The sequence below is a fragment of the uncultured Brachyspira sp. genome, from assembly GCF_944390595.1.
Lineage (GTDB): Bacteria > Spirochaetota > Brachyspiria > Brachyspirales > Brachyspiraceae > Brachyspira.
The window spans coordinates 1-25271 of record NZ_CALXRN010000209.1 but is presented as its reverse complement, the minus strand read 5'-3'; the positions used below and the strand labels follow the sequence as shown (position 1 = coordinate 25271).

The 25271-nt window shown below is 28.6% G+C and carries 24 protein-coding genes and 1 pseudogene; 17 read left to right on the top strand and 8 right to left on the bottom strand.

The genetic code is table 11. The features are described from left to right. Positions 1-130 precede the first annotated feature (130 nt). The 4 genes from Q0J90_RS12645 to Q0J90_RS12630 all read left to right on the top strand — a co-directional run bounded on the left by Q0J90_RS12645 (position 131) and on the right by Q0J90_RS12630 (position 4565). The gene (locus Q0J90_RS12645; protein ID WP_297278250.1) at positions 131-1855 is read left to right on the top strand and encodes a methyltransferase domain-containing protein; all 1725 of its coding nucleotides are present in this window, start codon (positions 131-133) and stop codon (positions 1853-1855) included. 180 nt (positions 1856-2035) lie between these two features. Next, positions 2036-2653: an OmpA family protein gene (locus Q0J90_RS12640; RefSeq protein ID WP_297278249.1), complete on the top strand. Its 618-nt coding sequence runs from the start codon at positions 2036-2038 to the stop codon at positions 2651-2653. A gap of 21 nt (positions 2654-2674) precedes the next feature. Continuing rightward, positions 2675-3376, top strand: coding sequence for an OmpA family protein (locus Q0J90_RS12635; RefSeq protein WP_297278248.1), 702 nt, complete (start codon positions 2675-2677; stop codon positions 3374-3376). Positions 3377-3467: 91 nt separating this feature from the next. Continuing rightward, positions 3468-4565: a HEAT repeat domain-containing protein gene (locus tag Q0J90_RS12630; protein WP_297278247.1), complete on the top strand. Its 1098-nt coding sequence runs from the start codon at positions 3468-3470 to the stop codon at positions 4563-4565. A gap of 57 nt (positions 4566-4622) precedes the next feature. Here Q0J90_RS12630 and Q0J90_RS12625 read toward each other — a convergent pair whose 3' ends face one another. Both Q0J90_RS12625 and Q0J90_RS12620 read right to left on the bottom strand, forming a co-directional pair. Beyond that, positions 4623-5030: a DUF4234 domain-containing protein gene (locus Q0J90_RS12625; protein WP_297278246.1), complete on the bottom strand. Its 408-nt coding sequence runs from the start codon at positions 5028-5030 to the stop codon at positions 4623-4625. A gap of 125 nt (positions 5031-5155) precedes the next feature. Further along, entirely contained in the window at positions 5156-6511 is a 1356-nt protein-coding gene (locus Q0J90_RS12620) for an aspartate kinase (protein ID WP_297278245.1), read from the bottom strand. Positions 6512-6751: 240 nt separating this feature from the next. Between Q0J90_RS12620 and Q0J90_RS12615 the strand changes: the two genes are divergently transcribed. Both Q0J90_RS12615 and Q0J90_RS12610 read left to right on the top strand, forming a co-directional pair. Beyond that, entirely contained in the window at positions 6752-7774 is a 1023-nt protein-coding gene (locus tag Q0J90_RS12615) for a diguanylate cyclase (protein ID WP_297278244.1), read from the top strand. 6 nt (positions 7775-7780) lie between these two features. Further along, positions 7781-8371 (top strand): L-threonylcarbamoyladenylate synthase, encoded by a 591-nt coding sequence (locus Q0J90_RS12610; protein WP_028328838.1) that lies wholly within the window; start codon positions 7781-7783, stop codon positions 8369-8371. On the opposite strand, the gene Q0J90_RS12605 is transcribed toward Q0J90_RS12610, so the two are convergent. Next, entirely contained in the window at positions 8366-9394 is a 1029-nt protein-coding gene (locus Q0J90_RS12605; protein WP_297278243.1) for a LacI family DNA-binding transcriptional regulator, read from the bottom strand. The genes Q0J90_RS12610 and Q0J90_RS12605 overlap by 6 nt on opposite strands. A 263-nt stretch (positions 9395-9657) precedes the next feature. On the opposite strand from Q0J90_RS12605, the gene Q0J90_RS12600 reads away from it, so the two are divergent. From Q0J90_RS12600 to Q0J90_RS12570, 7 genes are all read left to right on the top strand, one after another. Then, positions 9658-10722, top strand: a complete 1065-nt coding sequence (locus tag Q0J90_RS12600) for a sugar ABC transporter substrate-binding protein (protein ID WP_297278242.1) — start codon at positions 9658-9660, stop codon at positions 10720-10722. A gap of 76 nt (positions 10723-10798) precedes the next feature. Further along, positions 10799-11845 carry an S-methyl-5-thioribose-1-phosphate isomerase gene (gene mtnA, locus Q0J90_RS12595; RefSeq protein WP_297278241.1) on the top strand — a complete coding sequence of 349 codons (1047 nt, stop codon included), beginning with the start codon at positions 10799-10801 and terminating at the stop codon, positions 11843-11845. A 17-nt stretch (positions 11846-11862) separates the two neighbouring features. After that, a complete protein-coding gene (gene mtnK / locus Q0J90_RS12590; protein WP_297278240.1) occupies positions 11863-13125 on the top strand; it encodes an S-methyl-5-thioribose kinase in 1263 nt (420 codons plus the stop codon). Next, on the top strand, positions 13122-14657 hold the full coding sequence (locus tag Q0J90_RS12585) for a sugar ABC transporter ATP-binding protein (protein WP_297278239.1): 1536 nt from the start codon (positions 13122-13124) through the stop codon (positions 14655-14657). The genes mtnK and Q0J90_RS12585 overlap by 4 nt, the downstream gene beginning before the upstream one ends. After that, positions 14657-15646, top strand: a complete 990-nt coding sequence (locus Q0J90_RS12580; RefSeq protein WP_051436777.1) for an ABC transporter permease — start codon at positions 14657-14659, stop codon at positions 15644-15646. Before Q0J90_RS12585 ends, Q0J90_RS12580 begins: the two co-directional genes overlap by 1 nt. Positions 15647-15657: 11 nt before the next feature. Continuing rightward, complete coding sequence (locus Q0J90_RS12575; protein WP_297278238.1) at positions 15658-16083, top strand: RbsD/FucU domain-containing protein; 426 nt, start codon at positions 15658-15660, stop codon at positions 16081-16083. Positions 16084-16203: 120 nt separating this feature from the next. Further along, a complete protein-coding gene (locus Q0J90_RS12570) occupies positions 16204-17382 on the top strand; it encodes a DUF2268 domain-containing putative Zn-dependent protease (RefSeq protein WP_297278237.1) in 1179 nt (392 codons plus the stop codon). A 69-nt stretch (positions 17383-17451) separates the two neighbouring features. Here the strand turns inward: Q0J90_RS12570 and Q0J90_RS12565 are convergent, their stop codons facing one another. Continuing rightward, complete coding sequence (locus tag Q0J90_RS12565; protein ID WP_297278236.1) at positions 17452-18438, bottom strand: aldo/keto reductase; 987 nt, start codon at positions 18436-18438, stop codon at positions 17452-17454. A 169-nt stretch (positions 18439-18607) separates the two neighbouring features. On the opposite strand from Q0J90_RS12565, the gene Q0J90_RS12560 reads away from it, so the two are divergent. After that, positions 18608-19150, top strand: a complete 543-nt coding sequence (locus tag Q0J90_RS12560; RefSeq protein ID WP_297278235.1) for a hypothetical protein — start codon at positions 18608-18610, stop codon at positions 19148-19150. Here Q0J90_RS12560 and Q0J90_RS12555 read toward each other — a convergent pair whose 3' ends face one another. Both Q0J90_RS12555 and tenA read right to left on the bottom strand, forming a co-directional pair. Next, a complete protein-coding gene (locus tag Q0J90_RS12555) occupies positions 19151-19582 on the bottom strand; it encodes a hypothetical protein (protein ID WP_297278234.1) in 432 nt (143 codons plus the stop codon). Positions 19583-19636: 54 nt separating this feature from the next. Next, positions 19637-20296 carry a thiaminase II gene (tenA, locus tag Q0J90_RS12550; protein WP_297278233.1) on the bottom strand — a complete coding sequence of 220 codons (660 nt, stop codon included), beginning with the start codon at positions 20294-20296 and terminating at the stop codon, positions 19637-19639. Between the two features lie 123 nt (positions 20297-20419). Here tenA and Q0J90_RS12545 point away from each other — a divergent pair, with 123 nt between their 5' ends. After that, positions 20420-20959 carry a restriction endonuclease subunit S gene (locus Q0J90_RS12545; protein ID WP_297278232.1) on the top strand — a complete coding sequence of 180 codons (540 nt, stop codon included), beginning with the start codon at positions 20420-20422 and terminating at the stop codon, positions 20957-20959. An 18-nt stretch (positions 20960-20977) separates the two neighbouring features. Continuing rightward, positions 20978-21547, top strand: coding sequence for a restriction endonuclease subunit S (locus tag Q0J90_RS12540; protein WP_297278231.1), 570 nt, complete (start codon positions 20978-20980; stop codon positions 21545-21547). Positions 21548-21556: 9 nt separating this feature from the next. Here Q0J90_RS12540 and Q0J90_RS12535 read toward each other — a convergent pair whose 3' ends face one another. Beyond that, the gene (locus Q0J90_RS12535; protein ID WP_297278230.1) at positions 21557-22123 is read right to left on the bottom strand and encodes a DapH/DapD/GlmU-related protein; all 567 of its coding nucleotides are present in this window, start codon (positions 22121-22123) and stop codon (positions 21557-21559) included. Between the two features lie 113 nt (positions 22124-22236). Beyond that, positions 22237-23411 (bottom strand): annotated as a pseudogene (locus Q0J90_RS12530) (DUF6348 family protein). Between the two features lie 573 nt (positions 23412-23984). Here Q0J90_RS12530 and Q0J90_RS12525 point away from each other — a divergent pair. Next, positions 23985-25268 (top strand): adenylosuccinate synthase, encoded by a 1284-nt coding sequence (locus Q0J90_RS12525; RefSeq protein ID WP_297278229.1) that lies wholly within the window; start codon positions 23985-23987, stop codon positions 25266-25268. The last annotated feature ends 3 nt before the right edge of the window (positions 25269-25271 follow it).

Sequence of the window (25271 nt, the reverse complement as noted above, 5' to 3'; positions counted from 1 at the left end):
TTCTGAAGTATAGAAAGAACATATTATTATTAACTTTTTTAATATGCTGTATGTTTTTTATTTGTAATTATATTTTTTTATTATATAATGCATAGCAATTAAAATTATATTTAAGAATAAGTACACTCTAATGCACAACAATAATATATGTATAATAACAGACATAGGAACTATATACGGATTCGGGCATATAACCCGCATGAAGTTTATAGCAAATAAATTAAAAAATCATTATAATTTTGTATTTTCTTCTATTAATAATGACAGCGATATATTCAAAGATGCAAGTATAAAAACATGCAAATATAATGAAATAAAATCCATTAACCCTTATCTAATAATAGTAGACAGCAGAGAAGTTGAATCAAGATTTATAAAAGAACTTAAAAATATATCAAATGTTATTATAATTGACAGCGTAGGCAATGAAAGAAAATTTGCCGACATAGTTATAGAAATGCTCCCTAATGTTGATAATTCTAAAGATGTCAATATAAAGCCTTTTATAGCTACTATTTTGAATTCAAATGTAAAACCTAAATATGATGAAAACGCCCCTGTTCTCCTTTATTTAGGATTTAATAATGAATTAAAGAAAAAAGCCTTAGAAATAATAAGCAGAATTGAAAATAAGAATTTTGTATTAATAGACATAGAAAAAGAAAGCGAATATCCTAATGTACAATACATAAATTTCAGCCCGGATATTTTTTCAAAACCATATAGTGCCGTTATTACATATTTCGGACTTACAGCTTTTGAATGCATAGAAGCCTCAATACCAACAGCATTGCTTTCACCTACAAAATACCATGATGATTTAGCTAAAAGTCAGAAGGATTTGTTCTTTAATATAGGCTTTTTTGAGAATGTTAATACGGATGAAGCTGTAAAAAAATTAAAAGATTTTCTATTTGACAGAGATACACAGAATAAATATACAGAAAATGCTAACTCAATAGATACAGAAAAATCATTAGAAAGAATAAAAACTATTATAGATAATATAAAAGATTTTAAAGATATAAAATGTCCTTTTTGTTCAAGCAGTTCTATAGAAATGAAAAATAGGAATTTAGAATCCAATTTATATAAGTGCAAAAACTGTAATACATTATTTAGAAAATATTTCCTTCCTCCGTTTACTGATTATTCATCCAAATATTTTGTAGAAGATTATAAAAATCAGTATGGAAAAACTTATGAAGAAGACAGCGAAAATTTAAAGGCATTAGCAAGAAGACGTTTAGAAAAAATAAAGAAAATAAAACCAAAAGGAAAAATACTTGATATAGGCAGTGCTATGGGTTTTTTCCTAAAAGAAGCATCAGAAAATGGATATGATACTGAAGGCATAGAAATAAGCAAATATGCATCAGATTACTGCATAAATACATTAAACCTTAATGTTCATAATTGTTCATTATTAGACTTTGAATATAAAGAAAAAGAATACGATATAATTACAGCTTGGTATGTTGTAGAGCATATATATAATTTTGAGAATATTTTAAGTAAAATATTATATTCTCTTAAAGATGATGGAATATTGGCATTTGCCACCCCTAACGGACATGGTATAAGCGGAAGATTCAATAAAAATTATTTTTCTATAGTACCAACGGATCATGCTTTTGAGGCTAATCCTAAATCTTTGGATATACTTCTATCTAAATATTCATTAAAAAGAATAAATTTAGAAAATCAAAGTATTTATTATAACAGATTTTGCGATATATTTAATTTAAATTTAATTAGAAATAATAAAGGAATTGCAAATTTATACCGTTCTGCAGCACAAAAGAAAAATTTAGGGGATACATTTGAATGTATATATATAAATAACAAAAAATAATGATTTTTAAAAATTATCCGATTTATAATTATGGTTTTTGATGTTAATATAATAAAATATTTTTTAAAAAAAATAAATATTTTACAAATACATTTAAAAACCTGTTATAATAGTATTATGTTAATTGTTATTAGCATAATATTACCAAAAATTAAAATATTGTTCTTAAAGGGAAAAAGCATGAAAAAAATAGTTTTAATTATGTGTTTAAGTTTTATTGCTATTGTAGCATGTAAAAGTGCACCAGTAGCTTCCGGACCTGAAAATACTGCGGGAGTTAATACTAAACAGGCTGATAATGACTCAGTTAAAAAGGGATTAAATCTTCCAGACGGAGCTAGTGTTAGAAAAACTCCTAGAGGTAATGTTTTAGTACTGCATGATCCTAAATCTAAAACAGAAGTAGGAAAGCCTGCAAGTAATTATGAAGTAAAATTTGCTTTTGACAAAACTATAGAAATAGGAAGCTACAAAGAAGCTTATAATTTAGTTTATCAAATTATCAATGATAATCCGGATATCAGAGTTATGGTAGAAGGAAACTCAAGTAAAGAAGGTCCTGCTCCTTATAATTATGACTTGTCTAAAAGAAGATCTGATACAAGTTTCAATTATATAATAAAATTAGGTGCTGCAAACAGTAAATTATTAAAAAATGCATTTGGAGAGGCTTTGCCTGAATACCCTACTCTAAAAGAAAATAGAAGATGCGAATTTATAATTATAATGAATGAAAACGATTTGAAAAAATATAACGATTTTGCTAAAACTGTCGACATTAATGCAGAAACAAAATAATATCGAGGTTTAAGCAAAATAATGAAAAAATTTTTATTTATTTTTATTTTATCGATCTTTGTCATAGTATCATGTAAAACTACAACTCAAAGCGGTATTCCAGCAGAGGCTGCTGTTGAAAAAGAACCGCCTGTTCCTGTTGAAGAGCAGGTACAATCAGATACTCCCGAGGATGTTATGATAGAAGAAGAACCTGCTCCTGCTGAAGAACAGGTACAATCAAATACTCCTGAGGATGTTATGATAGAAGAGGAACCAGCTCCTAAAGAACTTTATTTGCCTGCTGGTACTTCTATAAGACTTGCAGAAAGAGGTAAAGTATTTGAAACTGATCCTAAAATTATTTTCAAGTTTGTAGAAACGAATATGCCTGCTAATGCTGATGCAGCATTTTCACAAGTTATAGAGTTTTTAAATAATAATACTAATACTAGTATAGTTTTAGAAGCTCATACAAGCAACAGAGGAAGAGCTTATCCTTATAACTATAACCTTTCTGCACTAAGAGCTAAAAACGGTAAGGATTATTTGTTAAATAAAGGAGTGGATCCTAACAGAGTAGTAGAAAGTCCTTTAGGGGAAGCTTTGCCTGAATATCCTTCTCAGGACGCTTTAAGAAGATACGAATTTATTATTATAGAAAATGATGAAGATATGGTAAAATATAATACTTATATTTCGAATTTGGATGTTAAAGCAGAAAGCACATACCAAGGAAATTAATTTTTGAAAATATTAAAGCCCCTTTAATTTTATAAATTGAAGGGGTTTTCTTTATATAAAATAACTTTTAAGGAGATTTTTATTTTTATTTATGAGAAAAATTATATTTATTTTTTTATTATGCATTAGCTTCGAGTTATTCTCACAGGAAACAACACTGGAAATATCGCCAGAACCTACTACAAATACAAGTGTAGGGTTAGCAAATCCTGATTTTGAAAAGACTTTCAAATATGGAACACCTTCTCAAAAAATTGCAACTATAGGTAAAATTAAAAATACTAAAAATGAAGCAGATATTGCAATGCTTGCTTCTCATTATCCTGAAGAGATGAATAACAGAGTTAAATCTGAAATCATTAACTTCTTTAAACAAGTTAAAAATGATAATGCTAAATCTATAATAGAATATGCTATTCAAGATGAAAATGATAATGTACGTAAGGATGCATATTATTTATGCTCTATATATCCGGATGTAAAATTTGAAACTTATATTATGGCTGATATTACAAATGCTAAAGGTTTGGTATTAGACAGCATGATAAATGCCTTAGGTTCCATAAAATCAACAATGGCAGCAGATTATTTACTTGAGCAGTATACTAATAATATAGTAGGATCAAGTACAAAAGTGGAAATACTAAGATATTTTAGTGAAACTAAAGACCCTAAGGGCGAAGAAATATCCAGAAATTCTGCTCAAAATGTAGGAGAGCCTGCTTTAGTTCGTTATATGGCAGTTGTAGCTTTGGGAGCATATCCTAGTGCAGAAAATTATGAAGTACTTCAAAAGCTATTAGATGAAGACTTGCCGGAAATAACAGCAAGAGTTATATATATTCTTCCTGAGTATGGTGCTTATGGAGATGTAAAAAAAGATATTATAGAAGCTGCTAAAAATGACAGCGACTCTGTACGTATATATGCTATTAAGGCTTTAGGAAATTATAAAACAGAATCAGAAATTGAAGAGCTTTTAATATACAGACTTAAAAATGATAATTCAGAAGCCATTACAATTGAAATACTAAATCTATATAAAGATTCTCCTCCTACAGGAAATATGTTTGAGGCTATAAAAACATTATCTGAATCATCTGCTAGTAAAAAGATAAAAGATTTAGCCAAAACAGTAATTGGTGAAACATCATCTGACATTTCTTCTACAGAAAATACAACAAATTAATTCTAATAAAAAAAGGCTTACCTAATAAATTGGTAAGCCTTTTTATAACATAAATCTTTATTGATTATTATCTTGTTCAGGATGTATTTCTATAGCCTTTCTATCATCATCAATAGCATTCCATATAGTATTTAATTTATCCTGCAATATAGCACATGATACGATAGCTACAAATAAATCTAATATTACTAATAATATTGTACTGTCTTCTGTACTATCAATTCCCACTTTTTTAGTCATCTCTAAATATACTATCTTTCCATATTTATAATACCAATATAAAGTATATAAATTACAAGTTACTAAAGTCAATATCAATTCCAAAGCCGGATTAATATCTTCTCTTTCCATAAAGTTTTTAATTTCATCCGTGGTTTTATAAATCCAATAAAGATAATAAATACCGCATGTTACTATTGATAATATAATAAGTATTGGAATAGATCTTACTGTACCTTTATTCATAGTGTTTTCTCCCAAAAAATTTTAAATTATTCTACTATATTTACGTAAAAAATCAATTTAATCTAAAAAAAATAGGCTTTAATTAAAAAATAATTAAAGCCTAAAATAATTTTCCTGATTATTTTTTAATTCTCTTCAAAGAAAGATTTATATATACTCTTTATAGCCCTATTTAAATCATCATCTTTAACGCCTATCATTATACTAACTTCGCTTATGCCTTGGTTAAGCATTTCTATATTAATATTGCATTTCTCCATAGCATGCATAGCTCTTGCAGAAACACCAATACATTGCTGCATACCCTCTCCAACAAGCATTATCAAAGCAAGACCATGCTCAAAATAAACATTATCAACATTAAGTTCATCGCGTACCCTTTCATATATGCGTTTTTCTTTTTCTTCTGTAATAGCAGAGTTTCTAACTATTACAGAAATATTATCTATTCCTGAAGGGGCATGCTGATAAGGTATATTTTCATCTTCTATTATCTCTAAAAGTTTTCTTCCGAATCCTACTTCCCTATTCATCAAATATTTACTAACATAAAGACAAGAAAAATCCGCCTCTCCGGAAACACCTACTACAGGATTGATGCTTTTATTTCTGCTGGCAACTATTCTAGTACCTTTAGCTGATGGATTATTTGTATTAAGTATATGAACCGGAATATTAGCTTCATAAACAGGCTGTAAAGCTTCAGCATGAAGTACATTAAATCCGCCGTAACTTAATTCTCTCATCTCTCTATATGTAAACTCTTCTATTAGTCTAGGATTATCAACTATATTAGGAGCAGCTGCAAATACTCCGTCAACATCAGTAAAGTTTTCATAAACTTCTGCATTAACTGCCTTAGCTAAAATAGCACCTGTAATATCGCTTCCTCCTCTAGGAAAAGTTACAACATCGCCTTTTTCTGTATATCCGAAAAATCCCGGAAATATCACTAAAGAAGTTTCATCTTTTAATTTAGACAAATTAGCATAAGATTTCTCTAAAACTGCCGCATTTCCAAACTCTTCAGATAGAAGAAGTCCTGCATCTTTAGGATTAACATATTTAGCATCGACTCCAAGTGAATTAATATATGCTGCTATTACTTTAGCAGATAAATCCTCACCTAAAGCCTTAACTCCGTCTATAAATTTAGTCGGAATGCTTTTATCTTCAGCTATTCTCTTTAATATATCGTTTTGTATTTCTTCTAAAAGCTCATTTGAAAGAGAAAGCTCATCTACTATATTTTTAAATCTTTCTATAATAATTTTTAATTCTAATTTTCCATCCTTACCGGAAATAATAGTTTCAGCTAGAGTAATAAGTAAATCGGTTACTTTGGTGTCTTCTTTTAATCTCTTTCCAGGAGCAGATACTACAACAATTCTTCTATCCTTATCGGCTAGAACTATATCTACAACCTTTTTTATCTGACTTGCATTTGCTACAGAAGAGCCTCCAAATTTTGCTACTTTCATTTTACTTATCCTCCATAAGTTGTTAAAAAATTACTATATATAATAACATAGAATGCTTTTTATTTCAAATATATATTTTACTATAACAGATAAATTTCGAAAAATATTAAAATATATTAAGAAAAATTTAAATGATATTAATTATTATAATTTTTCAATTTCTATTTTTTATTCAATATATTCTATAAATTTACGATATTGTAATATATGAATTTATACTTTTTAAAGATGTAATTAATTATGAATGAAAACATTTTAGTAGTAGAACACAGATCAGATCTTTTAGAAAGATTTGTTGATATACTAAGAGAGAGACATTATAACCCTATATCAACAAAATCACGTTCGCAGGCTGTAAATATAGCTAATGAAAGCACTATAGATTTAATATTGCTTGACGCTGATATAGGAGATTCCCAAGGTTTGCAATTGCTTGATACATTTAAAAATCAGGAATCTACAAAGGGTACGCCTGTTATTCTGCTCAGTACTCCGTATAGAAAAATGGAGTTTATAGAAGAAGCTATTAATTTAGGAATTGACGGACTTATATTTATACCTTTTGATGAAATGGAATTGGTAGTTAGGGTAAACAGCTGTTTAAAATATAGAAAACTTTACTTGGAACATCAAAAATTAATAAAACAAGCAGATTATCTTCAGAATTCTTTAAATGATATGACAGAAGTTTCTAATAGAAATTATCAGTCATATAAAGAAGCACAAAAAAAATATGATGATATATTAAATGTGGATTTGGAAACAGGCCTTTGGAACAAAAAAGAATTTTATGAACAATTTACAAGACTTCTTTATGAAACTGTAAGACATGAAGAGACTATTGTACTTGCTTGTTTTTCTATAGACGGACTTGAAAATATTATTAATGAATTTGGTATTATTGCTGCAGAAGAGATAATGCTTAAATTTACAGAAGTGCTAAGAAAGTCCACCAGAAGAGAAGATATACTTGCACGTTTTGATAATAATGAATTTATGGTGGCATTTAATAGAATGAGCATAAAATTCTATGATAAAAAATTAGAAGAGATAAGAAATTTTGTTGATAAAAATGAATTAGAATATAACGGAATGATAATAAAATATACAATATCAGCAGGTATTTCATACACAGCATACAAAAAAAATTACCATGTAGAAAGTATGGATAAAGAGATAGCTCCTGTTTTACTTGCCTTGCATAATGCTAAAAGAAGAGGATTTGCAAGCGTGTTTGTTCACCCTACTTTAATTAGAAGGTGAGTTTCAATGATAATCAATATTGATAAAAATAACAAAGAAAGTATAGAGTATGCTGCAAATGAAGTTATAAAAGTAATAAATAAAGGAGGAGTTGTTATTTCTCCTACAGATACAGTTTACGGAATGCTAGCTGATGCTTTTAATGTTGATGCTGTTAATAAAATATATAAAATAAAAGAAAGAGAAAAAGATAAGCCTCTTTTGATACTAATAAAAGATATAAAATACTGCAGTAAATTCTCAAATATGGAAGTTCCTGATATAATAAAAAACAATGTTCCGGGAGAATTAACTTTTATCATGCCTCTTTCTGACTCTCTTAAAAACAATTTCCTATATTTAAAATCCACAGTAGCATTAAGAATTCCAAAAGATGAATATATGGAAACTATATTAAAATCTACTCCGCCTATAGTAGCTCCTTCTGCCAATCCAAGCGGATACGGTGTTATATTAGACGGAAATAAATTAGCAGAAATTTATAAAGATAAAGTTGATTTAATAGTTAATGCGGGAGTTATAGAAAATAAAGTTCCTTCTACATTATATGACTGTTTAGAGAATAAAATTTTACGTCAAGGAAATGTCCGCTTATAAATTTATTCTTGCACTGCTTTCTCTAGGCATAAGCATTCCATTTATCATGCATACTTTATAATAATCATTCTGAGGAAATCTTATTTCTTTATCCAATATATCAACAGCCGATTGTGCTATATTTATTTTAGGTACATCTATAGTCGTTAATATAGGATCTATAAATAAACCGGTAGGCAAATTATCATGCCCCACTATGGATATATCTTTAGGTATATCATATCCTGCATTTTTTAAAGCTTTCATAATACCTATAGCTATAGTATCATTAACGCAAACTAAAGCTGTAGGCATATCTTTAGTTTTAGATAAATATTCTTCCATATCAGCAACTGTTTTATCATAAACAGAATCCACTAAAAAATAATCCTTTGAATCAAATTCCAAATTAAAATATTTTAAAGATTTATAAAAAGCCTCTCTCCTAATAATAAGATTTGAAGCATTGGATTTACTGTCCACAAGCCCTATTCTCTTATGCCCAAGATCAACTAAATGCTCTACCAATTGAAATATACAGTTCTCATTATTCATTGTTACAAAATGACATTTTATATATGGATAATAAGCATCTAAAAATACAATTGGTATATCTATAGATGATAATAACACAACATCTTCCCTATAAAGCTCTGTACTTAAAATTATGATACCTGAATAATTTTCTGATTCTATATAAGGTTTAATAGAATTTATTTGATCTTTTGAATAACTTAAAATTTCCAATTTATAATTTAATATTTTAGTTCTGTCTATAGTTCCCTGTATATAATCAGCTAAAAAAACATTATGAGTTTCATTCAATATATGTCCATGCCTCTCTATTTTTATGAAAGCTATTCTTTTGTTATAAGTATTTTTTTTATTCTGCTTATATCCCATATCCATAGCTATTTCATTAATTTTTTTAGAAAGTTCTGCTCCAACTCCGTTTTTATTATTCAAAACCAAAGATACCGCAGCTACGGAAACACCCGCTTTTTTTGCTATATCAGCAAGATTTATTTTATTGTTATTTTTCATTAGTCATTTACCAATTTATTTTATTTATTAATAATACTATCAAAAGTACATAAAATCAATACAGAATATTTACTAAAATTTAAGTATTTTTTTAAGTTCAAATTAATTAAAATATCATTCTATACACAGTTATTTTTATAAATATGAATGTTATATTTTTATATTTTACTTAATTTTTAGTAAAATAAATATGTATATTTTATTGACAATTTAAAACCATTTTACTATACTAAAATTCAAGCACAATTAAAGGAGTTAATATTATGAAACCATTAACTATAATATTATCTATAGTTATATTATTATTTTCAATAGGATGCAGTCAGGGTTCTTCTTCATCTGCATCTTCAACAACAAAATTGGAAGGGGCTCCTGCTCCTTTTGACGGAAGCAAAAAGATTCATTTTGCTTTAATAAGACAAATGGTTGAAGGCGAGTTCATGCAAATGTGGCAGGACGGAGCTCAAAAACAAGCTGATTTAATGGGAATACAATTAACTGTATTCGGAAAAAATATGGATAATCAGGCTCAGGCAGATTTCGTTTATCAAGCTATTAATATGAAAGTAGACGGTATAATATTGGACCATGGACTTACTGAAACATTATCCAAACCTGCTGCAGATGCTGTAGCTGCTGGAATACCTGTTGTAGCATTCGATGTTGATGTTCAAAATCCTGAAATCAATCAAATAGCTCAGGATGATCATGCTTTAGGAAGAATGGCTTTAGATGCTATGAATAAAGATTATAATCAGCAGGCTAATATAGGATATGTATACTTTGCAGGTATATTGCCTTTGGATAAAAGGGATCAGGCTTTCACTGAATTCAAAAAAGAATTCCCTAATATGAAAGAAATAGCCAGAACTGGTACAGTAGAATCTCCTTTCTCTGTAAAAAATGCTGAGCAAGTAAAAGCTACTTTAAAATCTAATCCTCAGATAAATGCTTATTTTGCACCTTATGATGAATTTGCTAAAGGTGTTGTTCTTGCTTTAGATGAAGAGGGATTAAATGATAAAGTAAAAGTATACAGTGCTGATATATCAACTCAAGATATAGAATTAATGATTAAAGAAGGAAGTCCATGGGTTGCAACAGCTGCTACAAGCCCTAGACTTATAGGAGCATTGTCTGTAAGAGCATTAGCATTAAAAGTTGCAGGAGAAAAAATTCCTGATGATATATTAATAACTCCTACTCTATTTACTCAGGATATGCTTAGAGAAGCTGGTGTTAAAAATATGGAAGAGCTTCAGGCTAAATTCCCTGAATTTAACAAAACTACAAATATGACAGCCAGCTGGATACCTATGGCTGAATAATTATTATATAAAAATATACAGCGATGCATATTAACAATTATGTACCGCTGTATAATAAATATTTAAGGATTATAACATGACAAATTCAAGAATACCTACTGTAAGATGGACTGGAGATGAGTTATATATATTAGATCAAACATTAATACCTATAACTGTAAAAGAAATAAAATTATCAACTGTAGAAGATGCATATGATGCTATAAAAGAGTTAAAAGTAAGGGGAGCTCCTGCTATTGGGGTTGCAGCTGCTTATTCTTTGCTTATAGATTTAAAAAAGAAAACTGATTTAAATAGCAATGATTTTATAAGATTTGTTGAAGAAAGAGCTAAATATTTAAACTCTTCAAGACCTACTGCTGTGAATTTGAGTTATGCTTTAAATAGAATGTTTAATACTATAAATGGAAATACTGATAAATCTTCATTAGAATTATATAATATATTAGAAGAAGAGGCTAAGAAAATACATTCTGAGGATGTTGATATATGTCAGAAAATAGGAGAATATGGTGCTGAATTATTAAAAGAAAATTGCGGCGTATTAACTCACTGCAATGCAGGAAGATTAGCCGTTAGCGGAATAGGTACAGCATTAGCTCCAATGTATATAGCACATCAAAACGGTGTAAAAATAAGAGTATATGCAGATGAAACAAGACCATTGCTTCAAGGAGCAAGATTAACCAGTTTTGAACTTAATGAAGCCGGTATAGATGTTACTTTAATATGCGATAATATGGCTGCATTTATAATGTCTAAAGGACTTGTTGATTTAGTAATAGTAGGATGCGACAGAGTAGCTGAAAACGGAGATGCTGCTAACAAAATAGGTACTATGGGAGTGGCTATTTTGGCTAAATATTTCAATATACCTTTCTATATAGCATGCCCTTCTACTACTTTCGATTTAAATACTAAAACAGGAAATGATATAATAATAGAAGAAAGAAATGCTAAAGAAGTTATGAACTTCGCCGGAGTGCAGACTGCTCCTTTGGATATTAAAGTTAGAAATCCGGCATTTGATGTTACCCCTAATAAACTTATAACAGGCTTTATTACCGAAAAAGGTATAATAAAGCCTCCTTATATAGATAATTTAAAAAAGGCCTTTAATTAATTCTAAGGAGATAAAATATGTCTTACAAACAATTAACAGTAGATACAATAATAGATTATTTAAAAACTATAGATGAAATAAAAAAAATATTTTCTGATTTCGATAATTTACAAATAAAAGAAATTGGGGACGGTAATTTAAATTTCGTATACAGCATTACAAATGCTAAAAATGAAAAAGAAACTGTAATATTAAAACAGTCAGTTCCTTTCTTAAGATGCGTTGGAGAAAGCTATCCTTTAGAAAAGGACAGAATGAAAATAGAAATTAAAGCTCTTAAAGAACAGCACAAATTATGTCCTAATTTAGTACCTGAAGTATATTATTTTTCTGAAGATATGTGCGTTGTTATAATGCAGAATTTAAATAAACATAAAGTTCTTAGAGGAGAAATAATAGAAGGTAAAAAATTCCCTAAAGTAGCAGAGGATTTAACTGATTTTCTTTCAAAAACTTTATTTTATACTTCTGATTATTATTTGGATGGAAAGACTAAAAAGAATCTTGTAGTTGAATATATGAATGCAGAATTATGCAGTTTAACAGAAGATTTTATTTTCACTCATCCTTTTGAAGAAAATGAAACTAATATTTACCATGAAAAATTAAATATGGAAGAAGTAAGAAAATTCCAAAGAGACAGCAAATTAAAAACAGCTGCCGCAGAAATGAAATATGCATTTATGACTAAAGCTGAAGCCTTACTTCATGGAGATTTCCATTTGGGCAGTTTTATGGGTAATGAGGAAGAAACTTATGTAATAGACCCTGAATTTGCATTCTATGGCCCTATAGGTTTTGATGTAGGAAAAGCTATGGCTAATTTCTTTATGGCTTATATTTCTCAGGAATATCATCAAAAAAGATTAGGCACAAATTCAAAAGAATTTAGAAAGTGGTTATTTGATACTGCTAAATATATGATTACTGGAACTTTGACTAAATTTGAAGCTCTATGGAAAAAACATTTAGAAGAAACTAAACCATTATATTGGAATTATCCGGAAGGAAAAAAACATTCTGAAGAGTATATTAAAACTGTATTAAATAGAATATTCAAAGATGCTGTTGGTTTTGCAGGATGCGTTCTTATAAGAAGAACTTTAGGACTTGCAAAAAATAAAGATATTTCAGGAATTACTGATTTAGATGAAAGAGCCAGATTAGATTGGATATGCTTGAAAATAGGAAGAGAGTTTTTAATAAACAGAGATAATATAGATGATATAGAAAAAGTGGCAAGTATTGTAAATGAATATTCTGCGGTAGATAAATTATGAGTAATAAAGACGCTATAATAAACTTAAAAAACATAGGTAAATCATTCGGCTCCACTAGAGCATTGGAATCAATATCTTTCGATTTTAAAAGAGGAGATATTACAGCTATAGTCGGAGCTAATGGTGCTGGAAAATCTACACTAATAAAAATAATCTGCGGATATCATACAAAATATGACGGCGAAATATTTGTAGAAGGAAATTTGGTAAAATTCACAAGCCCGCTTGATGCTTATTCTAAAGGAATACAAACAGTGCATCAGATTATAAATCAGGGTGTAGTGCAAAGTATGACTGTTGCAGAAAATTTAGTGCTTAAAGATATTTTAACCAATAAAAAGAATTTTTTCATTAAGAAAAAAGACTATATGGAGCATGCTGAAAGAGTAGCCGATTTAATGGGAATAGATCACAGCATATTAAATAAAGAAGTATTTTGGACTAGTCAAAGCGAAAGACAGCTTATAATAATAGCAAGAGCTTTAGAATCAAATCCTAAACTTCTTATATTAGATGAGCCTACAGCTGCTATATCTGAAAAAGAAACTGAGATTTTATTTGATAAGCTTAATGGTTTAAGAGAAAAAAATGTTACTATATTATATGTTTCTCACAGGCTTCATGAGATAGAAAGAATAGCTGATAATGTTGTAGTTATAAGAGACGGAAAAGTATCTGATATAATGGAAAAGCCTATTAAAGTAAATAAAATAATTACTGCAATGATAGGTTCTGTACCAAAAACTGTAAAAGCTGTTGCCAAAGATGAGAGAAAAATGGAGCCGTTATTAGAAACTAAAGATTTAGTTTTTATGAAAAATGGAAGTCCTATTAATCTTACTTTATATAAAGGAGAGATAACAGCCATAGTAGGATTGATAGGTGCAGGTAAAAGCGAATTCGGAGAAACTTTATTTTCTATAAAAAAGCCTATAAGCGGTGAAATATTTATGAACGGTAAAAAAATAGAGCATAAAAATATAGGCAAGGCTATAAAAAACGGAATACACTTAGTGCCGGAAGACAGAAGCAACAATGCTATTTTCCCAAACTTTAATATAACAGAAAATATTACTATTCCTTTTTTAAATAAATTCAGCCCTAAACTTATAATGGAAAAAAAATTGGAGAAAAAATCTTCTTTGGATATAGTAGAAAAATTATCTCTTAAATACGGTTCTATTGAAGATATGATGGATAGTTTATCCGGAGGTAATCAGCAAAAGGTTATAGTAGCAAGATGGATATTCCAAAACTATAATTTGATAATATTGGATGAGCCGTTTCAAGGTGTTGATATAGCATCAAGATTCGATATGGGAGAATATTTAAGAAAAAATATTAAAGATAGTGCGGCATTGATTTTAGTTGCAGATTTAGATGAGGCTATAGAAGTAGCAGACAGAATAATAGTATTTAATTCCGGTAAAATGGTTTTTGAACAATACGGAAATGAAATAGACAGAGATAAATTACTTCACTATATAAGCTGCAATATTGATGAGTTAAATAATACTGAGGAGCAAAAATAATGAACAAAAAAATGATAACACAATTTTCTATAAAATACGGTTTTTTGATAATAATGGCTTTGTTATTTATATTTTTCTCTATAACAAGACCGGTATTTCTTACATCATCAAATTTATTTTCTATACTTCTTGGTATAACTATATATGCAATATTAGCACTTGGAGAAACTTTTCCTTTAATTGTTAATGGAATGGACTTATCTATAGGAGCCGTTGCATCTTTATCTGTAATGATAGCTTCTTATTGTATGATAGTTCTTGGACTGCAGGGATATCATGCTATTATTATATGCTTATCAATAGGAGCTTTTATAGGATTAGTTAACGGACTTTTAATAGTAAAATTAAAAATACCTGATTTATTAACTACTTTAGGAATGATGTTCTTAGTTCAAGGATTACAGCTTATACCTTCTGCAGGAAGATCTATAGGAAACGGCATGACTTTAGCAAATGGAAAAACTGCTGAGGGTGTATTCGATGAAGGCTTTAAATTCTTAGGACAAGGAAGATTATTTGATTTAATACCTGTACCTGTAGCATTTATGTTTTTAATAGCTATTATAGTATTTATTGTATTATCTTTGACTAGATACGGAAGAATATTTTATGCTATAGGAGGAAACAGCGAGGCTGCAAGACTTGTAGGAGTTAATATTTACGGATATAGAATATTAGCATATATAATATCAGGATTCGTAGCTAGTTTCGCTGGTATTGTTTTAGCTGCAAGAGTTGGAAGAGGAGATGTATCTTCAGGCGGTACTTTGCTTATGGATGCTATAGCTTCTGCCCTTATAGGATATGCTGTATTAGGTGCACAGAAGCCTAATCCTTTCGGTACTATAGTAGGTGCTGTATTTATAGGTATGCTTATAAACGGACTTACTATGCTTAATGTACCTTATTATACACAGGATTTTATTAAAGGATGCGTACTTGTTACAGCTTTAGCATTCACATTCAGTTTATCTAAAAGAAAATCATAAGGATTGAAAATATGTTAAAAAATATTCCAAATATTATATCTCCGGATTTGATGCATATTATGATGAGCATGGGGCATGGAGATACTTTAGTTATTGGAGATTCTAATTTTGCCGCTTCTACTTACGGCAAAAGACTTGCAAGATTAGACGGACATTTTAATTGCGATATATTAAATGCTATTATGCAGTTTATGCCTTTAGATCAATTTGTAGAATATCCTGTTACTTTAATGAAACCAAATGATAATTCCAAACCTGAAATATGGGATAAATACGAGGCTATTCTAAGAAAACATGATAATACATTTAGAGAATTTGAATATATAGACAGATTTTCATTTTATGAAAGGGCAAAAAATGCATACGCTTGCGTTGCTACAGGGGAAACTGCTATATATGCATGTATGATAATTACAAAGGGCGTCATCATTAATTAATATATCTCTATTATTATTTTTTATAGAATAGGTTTTAAAAAACCTATTCTATTTTTTTTAATACTTTTGTATTGAAGTCATTTTTCCGATAATATTGCAAATATGTTAATAGGGTTTATTATGAGAAAATATTTAATACTGCTTATAACTATTTTTTTTATTTGCAACTTTTTAAATGCTAAAGAATATTCAAGTATAAATGAAGTTTTAAGAAATCCTGCAAGTTATAATATCTACAGAGGCAAAAATACAGAAAAAACATTTAATGCCGTAAGATATATAAATAACAATTATTCAAAAGAAAGTTTAAAGGCTAAAAATATATTCTCTACTTCAAAAATAGATGTATATTTGGAAAACGGATTAAAAATAGATGAAAGAGATTTGCAGCAGGTAATATCAGAAACTTCAAAAATATATGATTTAGAAGAATATTTATACGGTAAATTAAACGGCAAATTAACCCTTTTAATAATGGATATTAACGGAGGATATACAGGAGATAAGCCGTATATGCAAGGCTATTCTATATTAGACGGTCTTGATGAAATAAAAAACGACGATGAAAATATAATATTTTTAGATTATATAAACGGCTGGGAGAATATAGAATCTGTAGTAAACACAATAGCACATGAACTTCATCATGTTATACATTACAGTCAGCTTGAAAACAAAAGCAGCAGTTCATTTGATATATGGGTAGATGAAGCATTATCTGAAGCAGCTGTTATTACTTACAGAGGAAAAGTACCGGAAAACAGACTTAACTATTATAATACAGATTCAATGTACTTGATAACTAAAGGAGATTATTTTATTAATTGGAATCAGGGATATACAGTTCATAAATATGCTACTGTTTCGCTTTTTATGTATTGGCTTGGACTTCATTCTAAAAACGGTTTTGAAATATACAAAGATATAGCAAACGCTCCGGAAGAATACAGAGGAACTTATAAAGCCATAATTTATGCCGCAAATAAAAATATTAGACAATTCAAAGATTGGAGCGAGCTTTATGCTACTTGGCTTGAAGCTAATTATAAGAATGATAAAAGCGGATTATATGGTTATAAAGGCAATATTATTACAAAACCTAAAATAATAACAACGCAGTATAATTGTCCTATGGCTCCGGGTTCTGCTATATATGTTAAAGGGGACTTCATGTCTGATGATACGCTTTTAAGATATGTTGAGCTTGGTGATGATACATATATAGTTTATAATCCTGATGTTAATACTAAAGGCAAAGACAGATATTTAATTGTAAATTCATCGTTTTACGGTTACTAACTTAAATTAACTCCTTAAATTAAAGTGAAGGCTAATGTATGTTATTTATATACATTAGCCCTTACTATATTATAAAGATATATTATCAATATTTCTTAATTCCTCATCTGTAAGAATAGATTTATTTAAAATTTTCAAATTTTCTATTATTTGACTTGGTTTGGAAGCACCTATTAATACACTTGTAACCTCTTCATCTCTCAATACCCATCTTAAAGCCATTTGAGCTAAACTCTCACCTCTTTCTCTTGCTAAGTTATTAAGCTTAACTATCTGCTCTAATCTCTTTCTTGTTATTGCATCCTGTTTCAAATATCTTCCGTCTGCCGCTATTCTGCTGTCTTCAGGAATTCCATTTATATATTTGTCAGTTAATAATCCCTGTGCCAAAGGGCTGTATGCTATAATTCCTTTTCCTAATTTTTTAGCTTTTAATTTAAGTCCGTTATTTTCTATAGTCCTATCAAATATTGAATATCTGTTTTGATTTATAATAAAAGGAACATTAGCCAAGGCAAGCAGTTTAGAAGCTCTTTCCATAGTAACTCCGTCATAATTTGAAAGTCCTATATAAAGAGCTTTTCCGTCTTTCACAATTCTAGTTAATGCCTCCATAGTCTCTTCAAGCGGAGTTTCAGGATCCATTCTGTGATGATAAAAAATATCAACATATTCAATATTTAATCTTTTTAAACTTTGATTGATGCTTGCTATTAAATATTTTTTACTTCCCCAATTACCATAAGGCCCATCCCACATATCATAACCTGCTTTTGTGCTTATAATAAGTTCATCTCTATATTTATTTAATCCGTCATTTAATATTTTACTCATACTTATTTCAGCAGAACCGTAAGGAGGTCCGTAATTATTTGCCAAATCAAAATGAGTTATTCCATTATCAAATGCCGTTTTTACTAATTCTTTCATATTATTATAATCGCAGTTTTCACCGAAATTATGCCAAAGTCCGAAAGAAATAATAGGAAGTTTTAATCCGCTTTTTCCGCTTTTATTGTATATCATATTATCATATCTATTTTCTGAAATTTGCATTTTAAAGTCCTTTATTTAAAAATAATATTTTATGAATTTAATTCTTATTTGTTATACTATAATAACTATAAATTTTATTCAATAAATATAATAGAAAATATTTTAATTTTAGCAAAATATTTTCCGAGATAAATTAATATGAAAATTAGAGGTAAATTACGGAGGGTTCATGTTGAAAAAATTTTTTATTGCTATTAGTTCTATATTTATAATTACAAGCTGCGCCACTATGCCTACTAAAGAAGATACAGCAAAAACTGCCGGCAATAATAATAGTAGTAACAAAGAAGAAGAAAATAGTATTATAAGAGAAGATACTGCACAAAAGAAAGTTACAGTATACGGAGCAGATAAAGAAGTTCAGGCTGTAGAAATTGACGGAAAAACCTATTATGTAATAGGAGGAAAAGATGTAGAAAATATGTCAGACCAAGAAATTAAATCTGCATCATTATCATCTCCATTAAAAATTACAGAGCAAACAGTTAAAGGAAACAGAGGAATAGTTATAGTTTATTATGATGTAAAAATTTTCTTGGGTAAAAAAGGTGCGGTAGGTACTACAGTAGGTTTATTTGAGCCTCAGAAAAATGACTGGACTTTAGGAGACGATATAGACAGAAGTCAATCTATTCAGATAAAATTATCAAGAGGTACAGCAGGTCCTATAGCTATAAAAAGAGCAAGTATATCATTAACTTATAGCTATTAATTATTTTTTATTGGTATAAATAGTATATAAACTGTCTGCAACTTCATCTATTGAATATGCAGTTCTATTAATTTCAAATGCATACAGTTCCCATCTGTAATGATCTAGTAATTTAAATTGTATTATATACTCATTTGTATCATATTTGCCTATCATATCTACATAACGCATATAATCATCTTCAGCTATAAAGTCCTGCCATTCTACACTATTAAATGATGATATCAAATCTTCTATCTTTATGTTCGGATATGCTGTAAAAGAGCTGTTTTTTATTAAATTTATTGCATCAAAATCTCTGCTTTTTATATCTACATTAACAGTATTTATATTCTCATCTAAATTTCCCATATACTGTTTACTCTCTTTTTTTTCATTGCATGATAAAAGTATCAATGTGCTGATTAAAGATAAAAGATAAACTTTGTACATAAATTAATTCCAATTTTTTGTATATTATCGGTAGATTGATTTTAGTTATTTAAGTTATACATTATAAAAATCATCCAAATTATAAGCATCATTCCAAAATCTATATTCCCAAACAAAAGCCGTATTAAATGTAACTATCATCTTTTCTCTTATATATTTAGAAGCTTTTGAATATAGATCATCTGTCAATTTAATCATATTCTCAGTGGATTTGGAAAACTCTTTATCTGCATAAGTATCAATCCATTTTTTGTACGGATTATTCTTTATTACAGCTTTTTCTTTTATATACTTTCCTACTTCATTATATATCCAAAAACAAGGAAGTATAGCCGATACTGCCGCTTCAGCTGCTTCCGTCTGAGATGTATTAATTAAAAAACCAGTGTATCCTATATTAGCAGTTGTTATTTTATTTGTATTTTTAAAATTAAAAATTTCTTTAAAATATTTATGTACTACTTCCTCTTCTACTATATATGAATTAATAGATGATCTTAAAAAAGCAAGAGCATATTCTGTATCATGCATCTTTGAAGATATTATTGCCAAAACCTTAGAATAATATTTTAAATACAAAGCATCTTGTTCTATATAATAAGCAAATCTTTTTTTATCAAGAGTTCCATCCATAAGTTCTCTATTAAAAGGCATGTTTAGTATTTTATCATATAATTTTTTATTTCTATCCCAAACTTTTTTAGAAAATTCCATTATAAAAATCCTAATTAAAAAATTCTTTTTTAGTATACCATAAAAATAATAAAATTATAATATAGTTGAATAAATTAATATTATTATTTATACTCTATTTTAAATAATAATTCAGGTTTTTTAATGGAGAATAACAAAAAAAATCTGCGTATAGTTAAGCTTAAAGAAATATGCAAGATACAGGATGGAATACACACTACTCCTAAATATACAAAAAACGGAATAAAATTTATAAGTGCAGAAAATATTAATGATATATACAGCAGTAATAAATTTATATCAAAAGAGGATTATAATAATCTATACAAAATTAAAGCTAAAAAAAATGATATATTTATGACAAGAATAGGAAATATAGGCATTCCTGCAATTGTTCAAAAGGATGAAGATATAGCCTATTATGTTACTATATGTTTATTTACAAATATAAGTAAAGAGGTTTATTATAAATATTTGTATTATTCAATACTATCCTATAATTTTCAAAAAGAACTTCATTCAAAAACACTGCATGCAGCATTTCCGAAAAAAATAAATTTACATGAAATAGGAGAATGCCTAATTACCCTGCCTTCAATCAAAGAACAAAAACGCATAGCTGAAATACTTACAATATGCGATGATACAATAGAAAATCTTAATCAATTAATAGAAAAAAAATAACTCTATAAAAAAGGAGTTATGCAGAAACTTTTAAGCGGAGAAGTAAGATTTAAAGGATTTAATGATAAATGGAGAGTAAAAAAATTATCTGAAATAAGCAGAAGTATAAAAACAGGAAAACTTGATGCTAATGCTATGGAGAAAAATGGAAAATACAGATTCTATACATGTGCTAAGGAATATTATAGAATAAATACTTATGCATTTGACGGAGAGGCATTGCTTATATCAGGAAATGGTGCTTATGTTGGTTATATTCATTATTATAAAGGAAAATTTAATGCTTATCAAAGAACTTATGTATTAATGGATTTTACAGAAAACATAAAATACATAAAATATTATTTAGATTTGTATTTAAAACAAAAAATAAAAAAAGAAAGAAATGAAGGAAATACTCCTTATATAGTTTTAAGCACATTAACCAATATGACAATAAAGCTGCCTAGCATTGAAGAGCAAAATAAAATATCAGAACTTATTTCTATTATAGATAAGCAAATTAATAATTTAAAAATGCTTCTTCATTTGCGTAAGCAGCAGAAAAAAGGAATTATGCAAAAACTCTTTAAAAACAATATTTTCTAAAATTCAAAATTATATATTTTTTATAACCCTTGCAGGAACTCCTCCTACAAGTACATTTGAAGGTATATCCTTAGTTACAACAGCACCTGATGCTATTATTGAATTGTCCCCTATAGTTACATTAGGAACTATTGATACGCCAGAGCCTATCCATACATTCTTACCTATAACTACTTTTGAAGCATAAGTAACATCTCTGTCATCTAAATTAAAACCATGATTTAAAGTAGATATAGCTACATTCATTCCTATTTGAGTGCCATCTCCTATTATTATGCCGCCTCTGTCTTGAAAATTGCAATTCATGTTTATAAATACATTTTTTCCTATAATAATATTTTTTCCAAAGTCTGTATAAAAAGGAGGAAAGCACATGAAGCTTGAATCGATTTCTCTTCCTGTAAGCTCTTCAAACAGCTTTCTAACTTCGTCTGAAGTATTGTATTTATTATTTAATTTATTTGTTATTTTCATTGCCTCCTGAGAACATTGAAACAGCAAAGCACCCTTCTCTTTTTCTGTGCTTCTTATAGGATTACCCTCTCTGCAATACTCAATAAACTCTTTCATTTCCATATATTATATCCTTAAATGTTTTTTATTATTATATTAACACTTAGGATATAATCAATACTATAATTTATATTTTTGTATTATATAAAGTTATGCCTTTTATTTATAGTTTATTGTCAGCATAATATATAAGAATCAGATACATTATAGCTTAAATTCACTTCAAGGTTTTCAAGTTTTTTATTTTTCTTTTCATAATCCTCTTTTATCTGAATGTATATATTATATAAAGCACTCATATTTATAAACTTAGCATAAATCTCATTTTCTTTTCCATTAAACATACCATTTCTAAAAAGTTCAAAAATATAATCATTAATAAGATAATATGTATAAAGCTGAGTCTTATATACAGTTTGATTTTTTTCTTTTGCTCCAAAAATAAAATTGATTTTCTCTCCGGAATGAAGTTCATTAAAAAACTCATTATCAGCACATATTTCAGGCAAAAATAAAAATAAATCAACAGCTAAGCTATTATCTTTTACTAAATCATAAGCCATATCCTCAAGTTTTTCATAAGCATCATCTGTTTCTTCTAAATTTAAAACCATGTTTGAATACTGCTGAACAAAATTAAAAATATCTTCATTGCTGTATGGATAAGGAGTATAAGTTTCTTCTTCCTGAACCAAAAAGAAAAACTGCTTATCGGATGAAAAATCAGTTTCTCCCCAAGTCTTAACATACTCATTCATTTTATCACTGAGTTCCGGAATATTAACGTCATTTATTCTAAGCTCTCCTATGGAATAATCATTTCTAGCTTTTGCCCATATATTTTTATGTAGCAAATTTTTTGATTGCCTATGCGTTTTAATATATCATCTCTAAACATATTCCAATAAGTGTTAACATTTTTAGGTACGCCGTTATTATCTCCCATATTAACAATATTGCTTGTATAAACTTTCCATTTATGTTTCTTTACGGCAAATTCGCTTTCTGCCTCATCGAGTATTCTGCCCTCATTCATAGCCTTTATTCCAGTCATTATACCGAATACAAAACTTCCGTTTGAAAGCCCAAGTGCTGTATTAGCATCTTTTCCTATACTGGCACAGCATTCAAATATATCTCTATCCCAATTAGGACTTGATATATAATAATTTACCGTAGCACTTCGGTCATTAACTTGATCTATATACGCATTTATAAATACATTCCAATTATTTATAACAATGCTTCCTTCAACTATTTCATGTTCTACATCATTAGATAAAATAGATGATATATCTTTTATGACAGAATCAGCATCATTAATATCAACACTGTTAGCCGTATAATGCATACCGTCTTTTTTTATCTCTTCTTTAAATTCATTATATAAATTGCTGTAATAATCATACTCTTCTATACTTATATTCGGCTTATTAATTTCAAGAATAGATATTGCCTTTTCTATATTAGAAGAAGCATTGCCTATATCCGTTTTACCTAAATAAGCATAAGATATTTTATAAAACCAAGTATGATGATTTCTAGTTTCTTCGCTTAAAGAATTAAGTATTTCTATTGCCAAATCAAATTGACCAGTATTGTTGTAAGCAACAGCAAGAAGCCCTTTTAAATCATCATCCAAACTCTCCTCAGGAAGCGATAATATAAGTTTTATTATATCATGATGTCTGCCTTCATTATGCATTTGATGTAATTGCAAATCTAAATCTTCATTCATATTATAAATCCTTTACTTATATTAAAATAAAACATTTTTATATTTTACCAATAATTTAAAAAAGTTGCATATCTATTTTATATAAAATATATATTTCTATTCAAAGTATCTTGAAATTCTTATCAAAAATTTATATAATTGCCTTTGTGTGTTTTACACATATCTATAAGAAAGGAGTTTGAATATATGGCTTCAGTAATCATAGTAGGAACCCAATGGGGAGATGAGGGTAAGGGAAAAATAGTGGACTATCTTGCCGGAAAATGTGAATATGTTGTTCGTTCTCAAGGCGGAAGCAATGCCGGACATACCGTTGTAGTTGATAATATTAAATATAAATTAAGGCTTCTTCCTTCAGGAATACTTCATAAAGATAAAGTATGCGTTATAGGAAACGGAGTCGTAATAGAACCTAAAGTTTTTTTAGGTGAAATAGATGCTCTTATAGAAAAAAAAGTAAATATGTCAAATCTTAAAATCTCAGACAGAGCCCATGTATTGATGCCTTATCATAAAATACTTGATGAGCTTCAGGAAGAGGATTTAGGAGAAAATAAACTCGGAACGACTAAAAACGGCATAGGTCCATGCTATATGGATAAAGCAAGCCGTTTAGGAATTAGAATATCCGATCTTATGAATAAAGAAACATTCGCTAAAAAATTAAAGTTTAATGTAGAGCTTAAAAATAAACTCCTTAAAAAACTTTATAATCATGAAGGCGTTAATTATGATGAGCTTTTAAAAGAATATTTGGAATATGCCGAGAGATTAAAGCCTTATGTTGCTGATACTACTACAATATTAAATAAAGCTATTAAAGAAAAGAAAAATATATTATTTGAAGGTGCTCAGGCAACTATGCTTGATTTGGATCATGGAACTTATCCTTTTGTAACATCATCCTACCCTGCTGCAGGCGGAGCTTGTACAGGTTCGGGTGTAGGCCCTAGAAAAATTGATAATGTTATAGGCGTTGTAAAAGCTTATTCTACAAGGGTTGGAGAAGGTCCTTTCCCTTCAGAACTTCATGATGAAATAGGACAGGCTATAAGAGATAAAGGCAGAGAATACGGTACTGTTACAGGAAGACCTAGAAGATGCGGATGGCTTGATGCATGCGTTGTTAAATACGCTTCTTATGTGAACGGACTTGATTCTATAGCTATTACAAGACTTGATATACTAGATGAATTGGATAAATTAAAAATATGCGTTGCCTATAAATATAATGGTAAAATATTAGAAGGATATCCTGCAGATTTAGAAGTGCTTTCAAAAGCAGAGCCTGTATACGAAGAATTTGACGGCTGGAAAACCAGCACAAGAGATATAAGAGAATATGATAAGCTTCCGGAAAATGCTAAAAAATATTTAAAAAGATTAAGCGAAGTAATTGAAACAGATATATCTATTGTATCAGTAGGTGCAGGAAGAGAAGAAACTATAATAGTAAAAAATATTTTTTAATAA

Excerpts from the sequence above, each read along its gene's own strand:
- Q0J90_RS12645 (WP_297278250.1), top strand. The coding sequence starts at position 131 with ATGCACAACAATAATATATGTATAATAACAGACATAGGAACTATATAC.
- Q0J90_RS12640 (WP_297278249.1), top strand. The coding sequence starts at position 2,036 with ATGAAAAAAATAGTTTTAATTATGTGTTTAAGTTTTATTGCTATTGTA.
- Q0J90_RS12635 (WP_297278248.1), top strand. The coding sequence starts at position 2,675 with ATGAAAAAATTTTTATTTATTTTTATTTTATCGATCTTTGTCATAGTA.
- Q0J90_RS12630 (WP_297278247.1), top strand. The coding sequence starts at position 3,468 with ATGAGAAAAATTATATTTATTTTTTTATTATGCATTAGCTTCGAGTTA.
- Q0J90_RS12625 (WP_297278246.1), bottom strand. The coding sequence starts at position 5,030 with ATGAATAAAGGTACAGTAAGATCTATTCCAATACTTATTATATTATCA.
- Q0J90_RS12620 (WP_297278245.1), bottom strand. The coding sequence starts at position 6,511 with ATGAAAGTAGCAAAATTTGGAGGCTCTTCTGTAGCAAATGCAAGTCAG.
- Q0J90_RS12615 (WP_297278244.1), top strand. The coding sequence starts at position 6,752 with ATGAATGAAAACATTTTAGTAGTAGAACACAGATCAGATCTTTTAGAA.
- Q0J90_RS12610 (WP_028328838.1), top strand. The coding sequence starts at position 7,781 with ATGATAATCAATATTGATAAAAATAACAAAGAAAGTATAGAGTATGCT.
- Q0J90_RS12605 (WP_297278243.1), bottom strand. The coding sequence starts at position 9,394 with ATGAAAAATAACAATAAAATAAATCTTGCTGATATAGCAAAAAAAGCG.
- Q0J90_RS12600 (WP_297278242.1), top strand. The coding sequence starts at position 9,658 with ATGAAACCATTAACTATAATATTATCTATAGTTATATTATTATTTTCA.
- mtnA (WP_297278241.1), top strand. The coding sequence starts at position 10,799 with ATGACAAATTCAAGAATACCTACTGTAAGATGGACTGGAGATGAGTTA.
- mtnK (WP_297278240.1), top strand. The coding sequence starts at position 11,863 with ATGTCTTACAAACAATTAACAGTAGATACAATAATAGATTATTTAAAA.
- Q0J90_RS12585 (WP_297278239.1), top strand. The coding sequence starts at position 13,122 with ATGAGTAATAAAGACGCTATAATAAACTTAAAAAACATAGGTAAATCA.
- Q0J90_RS12580 (WP_051436777.1), top strand. The coding sequence starts at position 14,657 with ATGAACAAAAAAATGATAACACAATTTTCTATAAAATACGGTTTTTTG.
- Q0J90_RS12575 (WP_297278238.1), top strand. The coding sequence starts at position 15,658 with ATGTTAAAAAATATTCCAAATATTATATCTCCGGATTTGATGCATATT.
- Q0J90_RS12570 (WP_297278237.1), top strand. The coding sequence starts at position 16,204 with ATGAGAAAATATTTAATACTGCTTATAACTATTTTTTTTATTTGCAAC.
- Q0J90_RS12565 (WP_297278236.1), bottom strand. The coding sequence starts at position 18,438 with ATGCAAATTTCAGAAAATAGATATGATAATATGATATACAATAAAAGC.
- Q0J90_RS12560 (WP_297278235.1), top strand. The coding sequence starts at position 18,608 with ATGTTGAAAAAATTTTTTATTGCTATTAGTTCTATATTTATAATTACA.
- Q0J90_RS12555 (WP_297278234.1), bottom strand. The coding sequence starts at position 19,582 with ATGTACAAAGTTTATCTTTTATCTTTAATCAGCACATTGATACTTTTA.
- tenA (WP_297278233.1), bottom strand. The coding sequence starts at position 20,296 with ATGGAATTTTCTAAAAAAGTTTGGGATAGAAATAAAAAATTATATGAT.
- Q0J90_RS12545 (WP_297278232.1), top strand. The coding sequence starts at position 20,420 with ATGGAGAATAACAAAAAAAATCTGCGTATAGTTAAGCTTAAAGAAATA.
- Q0J90_RS12540 (WP_297278231.1), top strand. The coding sequence starts at position 20,978 with ATGCAGAAACTTTTAAGCGGAGAAGTAAGATTTAAAGGATTTAATGAT.
- Q0J90_RS12535 (WP_297278230.1), bottom strand. The coding sequence starts at position 22,123 with ATGGAAATGAAAGAGTTTATTGAGTATTGCAGAGAGGGTAATCCTATA.
- Q0J90_RS12525 (WP_297278229.1), top strand. The coding sequence starts at position 23,985 with ATGGCTTCAGTAATCATAGTAGGAACCCAATGGGGAGATGAGGGTAAG.